The sequence below is a fragment of the Streptomyces adelaidensis genome (genome assembly GCF_016598475.1).
GTDB classification, from domain to species: Bacteria; Actinomycetota; Actinomycetes; order Streptomycetales; family Streptomycetaceae; genus Streptomyces; species Streptomyces adelaidensis.
Window position 1 is genome coordinate 1 of the sequence record NZ_JAEMUX010000154.1, and the last position, 9233, is coordinate 9233.

5 protein-coding genes are annotated in these 9233 nt (G+C 72.4%); all 5 read right to left on the reverse strand.

The genetic code is table 11. The annotated features are described in order from the left end of the window. Positions 1–70 precede the first annotated feature (70 nt). The gene (locus I8N67_RS40055; protein ID WP_372443908.1) at positions 71–2326 is read right to left on the reverse strand and encodes a bifunctional glycosyltransferase/CDP-glycerol:glycerophosphate glycerophosphotransferase; all 2256 of its coding nucleotides are present in this window, start codon (positions 2324–2326) and stop codon (positions 71–73) included. Positions 2327–2604: 278 nt separating this feature from the next. Continuing rightward, positions 2605–3522 carry a carbohydrate ABC transporter permease gene (locus tag I8N67_RS40060; RefSeq protein ID WP_200309235.1) on the reverse strand — a complete coding sequence of 306 codons (918 nt, stop codon included), beginning with the start codon at positions 3520–3522 and terminating at the stop codon, positions 2605–2607. Beyond that, positions 3519–4874 carry a carbohydrate ABC transporter permease gene (locus tag I8N67_RS40065; RefSeq protein WP_234047029.1) on the reverse strand — a complete coding sequence of 452 codons (1356 nt, stop codon included), beginning with the start codon at positions 4872–4874 and terminating at the stop codon, positions 3519–3521. Before I8N67_RS40065 ends, I8N67_RS40060 begins: the two co-directional genes overlap by 4 nt. Positions 4875–4886: 12 nt before the next feature. Further along, positions 4887–6263 carry an ABC transporter substrate-binding protein gene (locus tag I8N67_RS40070; protein ID WP_200309236.1) on the reverse strand — a complete coding sequence of 459 codons (1377 nt, stop codon included), beginning with the start codon at positions 6261–6263 and terminating at the stop codon, positions 4887–4889. 257 nt (positions 6264–6520) lie between these two features. Further along, positions 6521–9233: FtsK/SpoIIIE domain-containing protein (locus I8N67_RS40075; protein ID WP_200309237.1), on the reverse strand; the 2713-nt coding region annotated here is incomplete at its 5' end.

The window sequence follows — 9233 nt, forward strand, 5'->3', positions numbered from 1 at the left end:
GAACTGCGCGAACAACCCCCACCGGACCGTCAGTCGAAATCCGGGGTGGAAAGGGCGAGGAAGGGTGGGGCTACGGGCGTGGGGCCGTGGGGATCGTGGCCTGGGGGGACGAGGGCAGGGATGCCGCCATGGACGGGACGGGGTGGCGGTCGGGGAGTGGCACGACGTCGAGGACGGACGGGTCGCCGAGGACGACCCGCCGTACGACCCGCTCGGCCGCCCGCCCGTCGTCGTACGGACAGAACCGCTCACGGAACGCCGCCCGCACCTGCGCGGAGCGCGACCCCCGCCAGTGCCCGGTGGCGAAGATGTCGATCAGCTCGTCCTCACTGCGCGCGACCGCACCCGGCGGGAAGGAGCGCAGGTCGAAGTAGGTGCCACGGGCCGCCTCGTACGCCTCCCAGTCCTCCGTGTGGATCACGATGGGCCGGTCGAGGTTGGCGTAGTCGAACATCAGGGAGGAGTAGTCGGTGATCAGTGCGTCGGAGGCGAGGCAGAGGTTCTCCACGCTCGGGTAGGCGGTGACGTCGAGGATCCGGCCGTGGGCGAGATCGGTGAGCGGGGAGTCGTACGCGTGGTGGGCGCGGGCGAGGATCACGAAGCGCGGGCCGAGCTTGCGCAGGACGCGTTCGAGGTCCAGGTGGGCGCGCTGGGTGTGGCGGTAGTCGCGGTGGGTGGGGGCGTAGAGGATCGCGACCGCCCCGTCGGGGATGCCGAGGTGCTCGCGCAGCCGGGCCACGTCCGTCGAGGTCGCCCGCAGGAACACGTCGTTGCGCGGGGAGCCGTATTCGAGGGTGGTGTACGCCGAGGGGTAGACGCGCTCCCAGACGAGGGTGGCGTGGCGGTTGCCCGACAGGACGTAGTCCCACCGGTCGCTGCCGCGCAGCACGGCGGCGAAGTCCGTGCCGCGTGCCGCCGCCGGCCGGTCCTGGAGGTCGAGGCCCATGTGCTTGAGCGGGGTGCCGTGCTGCGTCTGGAGGAGGATCTGCCCGCGGCGCTTGACCAGCCGGCGGTCGAAGTCCACGTTGTTCACCAGGTACTTGGAACGGGCGAGCGCCGTCCAGTACGCCATCGAGCCGGGCCGTACCCGCCGGGTCGCCACCGGCAGGGTGTGGTGGTGCTCCGGGCGCGCGATCCACGAGGTGCGCATCTTGGGGACGTGCGTACGGAACGCGTTCTCCAGAGCCGCCGGGCTGCACACATAGCCCCGCCCCCCGTACGCGGCGAACACCGCCCGGTCGGCGCGCAGCGGGAGGAGGCGCTGGACGCGGTAGTGCAGGCGCAGCCCGGCGGAGCGCAGCAGCCGGGCCAGGCCGGTCACCCGGCGTCCGGCGCCCCGGCCCAGCCGGGCCGCGGCCCACAGCGCGCGGTAGGTGCGGTGGCTGCCCAGCCGCAGGAGCGCGTGCCGCAGCCGGGCGCCGGCGCGGACGGGGATGCCCGGGGTGCGGTAGCGCGTGCAGTGGGCGCGGACCGTGCGCAGGAATTCGGCGCGCGCCTCGCGCGGCAGCCGGTGGCGCCGGGCGAACACCGTGGTGAGGTGGTCGACCATGTGCCGGAACAGCAGCGGCCGCCACTGCGCCAGCTCCGGCCGCTCGTCGACGTAACCGAACACTCGGTCGTACTGCTCGAACACGTCGAAGTGCGCCCGCGTGGTCGCCCCGAGGAGGCTGCCGTGGCGGCGTCCGCGCTGGTGGACGCAGACCCGGTCGAGGGTGGCGACGGACTCGGCGGCCATCAGGACCGGGTACGTCCACGCCGTGTCCTCGTAGATCCCGGACGTGAACCGGAAGCCGTGGTCCTCGACGAACTCCCGTTTGTACGCCTTGTTCCAGATCACCGGGCGGACGTTCAGCAGCCCCGGGCGGTCGTCGAGGTGGAAGGGCGCCGGGCCCTGCTCGGTGAGTTGGAGCGCGCGTTCGTTGCGGACGGGCTCGCCCGACCAGGAGACGCGGGCGAAGTCGTGGACGACGACGTCCGGTTCGCCGGTCTCCTTGAGGCGGTCGGCGATCGCCTGGAGCGCGTCCGGCGTGAACGTGTCGTCACCGTCGAGGAAGAGGAGGTAGTCGCCTCGGGCGTGCTCCATCCCCGTGTTGCGGGCGGCACCCGGCCCCGCGTTCTCGCGGAGCCGCACCGGGCGCCGTACACGGGAATCGCGGGCGGCGAACTCCTCGGCGATCGCCCGGCAGTTGTCGGGAGAGGCGTCGTCGACGACGATCAGTTCGAGGTCGGTGAAGGACTGGGACAGCACGGAATCCAGGCATTCGTGCAGGTACGCCTGAACCTTGTACGCGGGAACGATGACACTGAACCTGGGCAAGGAGGACATCCATGGGTCGGCGCGGGCATACTGCCCGGGAACGGCCTATGGGATGATTTGGTTACGTTGCGTGTTCCATACGGGGGATATCCGTGACGGAGGGGGGCGCGTGGGGGTGAACTCGTGGGTGGGTGTGGGCTGTTCGCGCTGTTCGCGGTGTTCGCCTATGAGCTCGGGGCTCTCGGTTCGTGGGCGGGTGCGGGTCCGGTGGGGGCTTGTCGCGCAGTTCCCCGCGCCCCTGAAAGCAGGGGCGCGGGGAACTGCGCGAGCAACCAGAGCTCCCCTTCCTACTTCACCGCCCCCGCCATCACCCCGGACACGAACTGCCGCTGGAACGCGAAGAACACCGCCAGCGGGATCACCATCGAGATGAACGCGCCCGGCGCCAGGATCTCGATGTTGCTGCCGAACTGCCGTACCTGCTGCTGGAGCGCGACCGTCAGCGGCTGCGAGCCGGAGCTGGAGAAGACCAGCGCGACGAGCATGTCGTTCCAGACCCACAGGAACTGGAAGATGCCGAGGGACGCCAACGCCGGTGCGGCCAGCGGGAGTACGACCGTCGCGAAGAGCCGCAGCTCACCCGCGCCGTCGAGCCGGGCCGCCTCCAGCAGCTCGCGCGGGATCTCCGCGAAGAAGTTGCGGAGCAGGAAGATCGCGAACGGGAGGCCGAAGCCGACGTGGAAGAGGACGACGCCGATGATGTCGCCGAAGATCCCGAGGTCGCGGAAGAGCCCCGACAGCGGGATCAGCGCCACCTGCACCGGTACCACCAGCAGCCCCACCACACCCATGAACCACCAGTCGCGGCCCTTGAAGTCCAGCCAGGCGAAGGCGTATCCGGCCATCGCGCCGATCAGGACGACCAGCAGCGTCGCCGGGACCGTGATCCAGATCGTGTTGAAGAGGGCGTTGGTGACGTCGCCGTTCTCGAGGAGCGACTCGTAGCTCTTGGTGGTGAGTTGGGCGGGCGCCGAGAACACCTTCCACCACCCGGAGGTGGAGATGTCGGTCGGGTCGCGGAACGACGAGACCAGCAGCCCGAACGTCGGCACCAGCCAGAACACCGCCACCAGGAGCAGGAAGACCCGCAGCGCGCCGCCCGCCACACCGCTCGCCAGCCGGGCGGCGACGGAGCGCCTGGCCTGTACGGGCGCCTCGGGCGCGGGGGTTTTCGGGGCCGGGGCCGGGGTTTCGAGGGTGGTCACCGCTGGCGCTCCTTCCGCAGTCGCCGGATGTTGACCCACATCACGGGCATCACGAGCAGCAGCAGGACCACACCGATCGCGCTGCCGAGGCCGAAGTCGCCCCCTCCGCCGTACGACACCAGGTACAGCTGGAGGGCGAGGACGTTGGCCTCGTCCTGGGTGGGCTGCGGCGCGATGATGTAGACGAGGTCGAAGACCTTCATCACGTTGATGATCAGCGTGACGAGGACGACGACGAGGACCGGCGCGAGAAGCGGCACCGTGACCCGCCGGAACACCTGCCACTCGTTCGCCCCGTCCACCCGGGCCGCCTCCAGCAGATTGCGGTCGACCCCGGCCAGCCCCGCCGCGATCAGCACCATCGCGAAGCCCGCCCACATCCAGACGTACGAGCCGATCACGGCCGGGGTGACGAGCGCCGGTCCGAGCCAGTCGATGCCGTTGTAGGGCGCCGCGAAGTTCGAGCCCGGCAGCCTGAGTCGGGCCCCGTCGGCCGACGAGGGCAGGCTGAACGTGCCGTCGGTGCCGCTGGTCGCGGTGGCGACGACCTTCCCGTCCTTCACCGCCTCGACCTTGACGCCCTCCAGCGCCTTCTCGCCCGGGTCGACGGCACCCTTCTCGCCGCCGCCACCGAGCCGGAAGTCCAGCCAGACCGTGCCGGTGACACCGCTACCGGTGGACGCCTTCGCGTCCTGCGGGGTGCCGGGCAGCCGGTTGGGCGCGATGCCGACGAGGGGGAGGAGGGCCGGAGTGCCCGCCCGTACGGTCCCCTCGGTGGTGAACGACCCGCCGCCGGACGGCCGTAGGTCGCCGGCCTGGGCGTTCGGGCGGGCCTTCGGATAGACGGACTCGTCCACGAACACATCGTGCACGGAGGTGACGACCGCGTTGGCGACCCCCTGGTCCGGGTCCTGCTCGTACACCAGCCGGAAGATGATGCCCGCGGCGAGCATCGAGATCGCCATCGGCATGAAGACGATCAGCTTGAACGCCGTTCCCCAGCGCACCCGTTCGGTCAGCACCGCGAAGATCAGCCCCAGCGCGGTGACGAGCGCCGGGGCGACCGCGACCCAGATCGCGGTGTTGCGTACGGCGACGAGGGTGGCGTCGTCGGTGAAGATCTCCACGTAGTTGTCGAGGCCGACGAACCCAGAGCCGTCGGCGTCGAACAGGCTCCGCCAGACCGAGTACCCGATCGGGTAGACCACGAGCGCACCGAGCAGCACCAGCGCGGGCAGCAGGAACAGCGCCGCCACCCACAGCCGGGTACCCGTCACGCTCTTGCGCGGTGCGGCGGGGGGTGTCGGCAGTGCGCCGGCGCCCCCCGCCGTCTTCGTCACGGCAGACGACATGAGAGGTCGCCGTCAGCCGTTCCCGTAGGCCTTCGCGGCGTCGGTCTCCAGCTGTTTCTGGGCGCCGGCCACGTCGTCGGGGCTCTTCAGGAAGTCCTGGAGGTCCTTCCACTCGCCGACGCCCTGGGTTCCGCCGAACGCCGCCGGGGCCTGGTCGGACATGTCGAAGCGGAAGTCGTCGCCCGCCGCGAGCAGCGCCTTGGCGATCTCCCGCGTCACGTCGTCCTTGTAACTGCCCTGGTCCATCTCCTTGTTGGGGGAGAGGAAGCCGCCCTGCGCCGCCCAGATCTGGGCCGCGTCGGTCGAGGCGAGGAAGGTGAGCAGCGCCTGCGCGCCCTCGCCGTCCTTCAGCGCCACGGCCGCGTCACCGCCGGTGACCACCGGGGAGGTGTCGCCGACCGCCGGGAACGGGAAGACCTTGGCGTCCGTGCCGATCTTCGCGTCCGTGTCACCGTTGATCGTGACGGCCACGAAGTCGCCCTCGAACACCATTCCGGCCGGGGTGTCCCCGCCGAAGGTCTGCGTGATCGACTTCGGGTACTCCGTCTGCAGAGCGCCGGAGGCCCCGCCCGCGATCAGGTCGTCCTTGCCCCACAGCTCGGCGAGCGTGGTCAGGGCCTCCTTGACCGAGGGATCGGTCCACTTGATCTCGTGCTTGGCGAGCTGGTCGTACTTCTCCGGGCCCGCCTGCGACAGATAGACGTTCTCGAACCAGTCGGTGAGCGTCCAGCCGTCGGCGCCGCCGATGGACACGGCGGGGGAGCCGGCGTCGGACAGCGTCTGCGCGGTCTGCAGGAACTCGGCCCAGGTCTTGGGTTCCTGGGTGATCCCCGCCGCCTCGAAGGACGCGGTGTTGTACCAGACGAGGGACTTGTTGGCGGCCTTCGCGTACACGCCGTACTGCTTGCCCTCGTACGCGCCCAGGTCCTTCCAGCCCTGAGAGAAGTTCTTGTCCAGCTGAGCCTGGGCCTCGCTGCCGAGCGGTTTGACCCAGCCCTTCTCCGCGAACTGGTGCAACACACCGACCTGGGGCAGGAACGCCACGTCCGGCGGCTTGCCGCCCTCGATCTTCGTACCCAGGAACGTGGACGTGTTGTTGCCGGTCGGCACGAAGCTCACGGAGGCGCCGGTGCGTTTCTCGAACTCGTCCAGCACCTTCTGGAAGTTGTCCAGCTCCGGGCCGGTGAAGACGGCCGCGACCTCCAGTTTCTGGCCGTCGAGCTTGGGGAGCTGGACGGTGGATTCGGCGCCGCCGTCGTTGCCGGTGTCGCCGCTGTCACCGGTGTCGCCGTCGTCGCCGCCGCACGCGGTGAGGGAGACGGCGAGGATGCCTGCGGCCAGGGCCGCGAGGGCTTTGGAGGCGTTGGGTGTACGAAGCGTGCTGCGCATGACTGACCCCGTTCTCCGTGCGTCATCGAACGTAGAAGCGCTGTCCCGTGCGGTCTGGTCTACGCCGCGTCCTTGGGGGCGGCAAGAGCGCCTGCGGTGTCAGCTCCTTGATCGTAACCGCGTCGTGACCATGGCGCGCCAGGGGAGCGGGGTGCCTATTCGCCGTTCGGGTGGTGCGCCGTGGGCGGGTTTCGCTCCGTCGTGGTTGCTCGCGCCGTTCCCCGCGCCCCTTTGGGGCGCGGGGGTGTCCCAAGAGCTCATAGCAGCGACGGCACGCCGGTCGCCGAGACCTCCCGGGCCGCGCGGTCCAAGGCGCTGGCGAGGAGGGCCAGGTCTGTGGGGCCGTTGCCCAGTTCCCGTACGGGGCGGCGCGCCGGGGGGTCGCCCATGCGGGACCAGTCCAGGGGGACGACGGTGGGGCGCAGGGTGGCGGTACGAGGGATACGGCCCGTCACGCGTCCCGCCTGGAAGGGGGTGGCGCGGCCGCCCTCGCCCAGCAACTCGCCCCGTCCGGGCGCGGGTTCGTCCGGACCGGGCACCGGCGCGCAGAGCACGACACGCCCCCCGGCCGCACGCCCCAGCTCGCTCTCGCCCGTACGCCCGCCCCCGCTGGTGGTGGCGACGAGATGGACGCCGAGCCGCTCCCCCTCCCGGGCCACGGCCTCCAGGGCCCGTACGACGGAGCCCGCCGCAGGCCGGCCCGTGGAGCCCAAGGGGGGTGAGAGGAGGGCGTCGAGGTCGTCGACGATCAGGACGAGACGGGGCAGCCCGGAGGGCGAGCCCTTTCCGGCCGCACGCCTGGCTTCCTGGTCGGTGGCGGTACGGCCGGCCGCCGGTCGCAGCCGGATCGTGGCACTGGAGGGGGAGTCGAGGTCGGCGGCCCCGGCTGAAGCCGGCCCGGACTTCGCCGAGCGCTGCGGGACGATACGGCCCGACACCTCACGCCGGGTGTGCCACTCCACGAAGCCGAACCCGCCCAGCAGCTCCGCCCGCCGCTTGAGCTCGGCGATCAGCGACTGCGCGAACTCCCGCATCCGGACGGGGTCGTTGGCCATGAGATGCGTACCGACATGGGGCAGGTCCGTGCAGACGCCCAGCCCCTCCCCGGCCCGCCCGGCGGCGGCACCGGCACCGGTGCCGCCGTCCCGCCCGTCCACGAGGGCGAAGCCCAGCCGGTCGGGCCGCTCGGCGGCGGCCAGCGAGGCGGCGACGGACCGCAGCAGCTCCGTACGGCCGCTGGCGGGCGGCCCCTCGATCAGCAGATGCGGGCCCTCGGCGACGAGGTCCACGGACACCGGCCCGCGCGGCCCGGCCCCGAGCACGGCCCAGGCCCGTCCGCCGAGCGCCGTCGTGTCGTCGGCCGCGTCCGCCCACCGCGCCATCAGCGACGCGGGCGTGGCTCGCGCCAGCCCCAACTCGTCGAGCAGCCGCGCGGATTGCGGCAACGGTGCCGAGACCCGCGCCTGCCGGTCCCCGGCCGCGCCGTCCGTCCGCAACGGCGCCAACGCCCGCGCGAACCGCTCCGCCCACGCCGCCGACACCGCGTCCAGCGTGGCCACCGTGCCGTGGTTCAACAACCCGGGCACCGCGCTCGGATCGAGCGAGGCGAGTTCCTGGGTGCCGGGATGTGTGCGCTCATCGGCGGAGCGCACGCTCCCCGCCAGGTCTATGCCGATGTGCGTACGGCTCGGCGCGTCCGGGTCGGCGTGCGCGTGGGAGGCACGGTCGGAACGGGGGCGGCTCGACGGGCTCGACGGGACGCCCGGGTCCGTGGCACGCGCGTGGTCGGATCGATGGGCGGTCGGGGTGGGCCCCGGCCCCGGTGTCCCGGCGTGCCCGGAGGCGACGCGCAGCAGCCGCAGTGCCGTGGCCACGTCACCGCTGAGCAGGGCGACGGCCCCGCACGCGCGGAACACGGGCGAGATCTCACAGGCGGCCGTGTACGTCTCCGTCATCGCCGAGGCGGGGGACGCGGCCTCCGCCTCGGCGAGGCACACGATATGGATACCGGCGGCGGGCCCGTCCTGCGCCAGCCGCACCACGGCCTCCCGCACATCGGCGCCCCCGGGATCCCCGTCCACGATCACCACCGTGTACGGCCCCGCGAAGCCGCCCGCCGGATCGTCCCCCCGGGCCCAGGACGGCCGCCGCACGGTCCGTCGGCCGGCGGCACCCTCGGCACCGTGGGGCGCCGCACCGGGCCCGTGACCTGTCATGTCCGCCGCGTGGTCCTCCAGACGGCGGAGCAGCTCGTCCACCCGTGCCGTCGCCTGTTCGCGGTCGTAGGCGAGGAGGAGGCGGCAGTCCTGGCCGTGGGCCGGGCGGAGGTGGGGGAGCCAGCCGAGCCAGGACCAGTCGGCGGTGCGCTCCTCGGCGCAGCGGTGGCGGTCCGCGCTGATCAGGACCAGCTCCAGCATGTCGGGGGAGTGCAGCGCGGCGAGCTGGGCGACGACCGCCCGGGTCAGCCCCATCAGCCGCGGGCGCGGCCCGGCCAGCCCCAGCGCGCCGACCTCACGCAACCCGGTGGTCACCGGCACCGCGGGCAACAGACCCGAACCGTCCGGCGCCGCCCGGTCCGCCGTCCCCAGCCGCACGGTCAACGCCTCCGGGTGCCCCGGCCCGCGCTCCCACAGGCGGGCGCCCGGGCCCAGCGCGGTGAGCAGCAGCGCGGCGGGATCCGGCCAGGTGTCGGGCAGCCGCTCGCCACCGGCCGGGAGCACCGAGGCGATGGCCCCGCGCTCGTCCTCGTCGTACTCGGCGTCGTACTCGTACGGGTCCTCCTCGGCCCCCGCCTGCCCCCGCCCGCCGGCCAGCCGCCGCGCCCACGCCCCGAACCCACCCCGTCTACGCACCCCCCGAGGTACGTCCGTCCCCCGGAGCGGTGTGCTCTTACGGGTGCCGAAGTCGATGGGCTCGCCGAGGTCGTCCGCCCCACCGGGGCCACCGGGGCCACCGGGGCCACCGGGGCCA

Coding starts and splice junctions, on each gene's coding strand:
- I8N67_RS40055 (WP_372443908.1), bottom strand. CDS start 2,326: ATGTCCTCCTTGCCCAGGTTCAGTGTCATCGTTCCCGCGTACAAGGTT.
- I8N67_RS40065 (WP_234047029.1), bottom strand. CDS start 4,874: ATGTCGTCTGCCGTGACGAAGACGGCGGGGGGCGCCGGCGCACTGCCG.
- I8N67_RS40070 (WP_200309236.1), bottom strand. CDS start 6,263: ATGCGCAGCACGCTTCGTACACCCAACGCCTCCAAAGCCCTCGCGGCC.